Raw genomic sequence first — 970 nt, 5'->3', positions numbered from 1 at the left:
CCGCCACCTCCGGGCCCTGCGCCAGCATCCCGCTGCGCATCACCCGGTCCACCGCCGCCCGCTCCTCGTCACCGATGATCGGCCTCGCCGGCGGGATGAACTCCAGCGCCTCGTCCGTCCCAGTCGTTCCGGTCGTTCCAGGGGTCGTCACTGCTCAGCCTCCACGAGGGTGTCGGTGTCCTTCTCGATGTACTTCTGTCCGGTCTTCGGGCAGACCCAGCTGCTCTCGCCGCCGTCGGGGTCGCGCTCCAGCGGCACCCCGGCGCGGCCCACCCAGCGCAGCCGCTTGGCGGGAACACCGGCGACCAGGGCGAAGTCGGGCACGTCGCGGTTGACCACGGACCCGGCCGCCACCAGCGCCCATCGACCCACCGTCACCGGGGCGATGCAGACCGCGCGGGCCCCGATCGAGGCGCCCTCGCGGACCGTCACGCCGACGGCCTCCCAGTCGTCGCCGCGCTTCAGGGCGCCGTCCGGGGTGACCGCGCGCGGGTAGTGGTCGTTGGTGAACACGACCGCCGGCCCCACGAACACCCCGTCCTCGAGGACGGCCGGCTCGTAGACCAGCGCGTAGTTCTGCAGCTTGCAGTTGTCGCCCATCCGCACCCCGGTGCCGACGTAGGCGCCGCGGCCGACGACGCAGTTCTTCCCCAGCTGGGCGCCTTCGCGCACCTGCGCCAGGTGCCACACCGACGTGCCGTCACCGATCTGCGCGTCGGCCGAGACATCGGCCGACTCCACGATCCGCACCGCCATGGTCAGCGCTCCTGCTCGGCCTGGCCGACGACGAGGAAGCGGACCCCGTCGAACCGGTCGCGGTCCAGCAGGCGGCGGCCGTCGACGACGACCTGCACCCCCGGGAACTCCTCCTTGCCCAGGCCCGCGTAGTCGGCGTGGTCGGCCTGCACGACCACCACGTCGGCCGGCTGGCCCAGCTCGTAGGCCTCCCAGCCGAAGCCCTCCAGCTCCC

Annotated in this window: 1 protein-coding gene and 1 pseudogene; both read right to left on the bottom strand. The window is 73.1% G+C overall.

Going from position 1 to position 970, the window contains the following annotated elements; all coding sequences use genetic code 11:
• Positions 1-147 precede the first annotated feature (147 nt).
• A complete protein-coding gene (locus P0Y31_RS18565) occupies positions 148-756 on the bottom strand; it encodes an acyltransferase (protein WP_275872154.1) in 609 nt (202 codons plus the stop codon).
• Positions 757-758: 2 nt separating this feature from the next.
• Positions 759-970, bottom strand: a pseudogene (locus tag P0Y31_RS18560) (nucleotide sugar dehydrogenase); the annotation flags it as partial.

The sequence above is a fragment of the Knoellia sp. 3-2P3 genome (assembly GCF_029223115.1).
Taxonomy (GTDB): domain Bacteria; phylum Actinomycetota; class Actinomycetes; order Actinomycetales; family Dermatophilaceae; genus Pedococcus_A.
The sequence above is the reverse complement of the archived record's forward strand: the minus strand, read 5'-3'. Positions and strand labels throughout refer to the sequence as shown.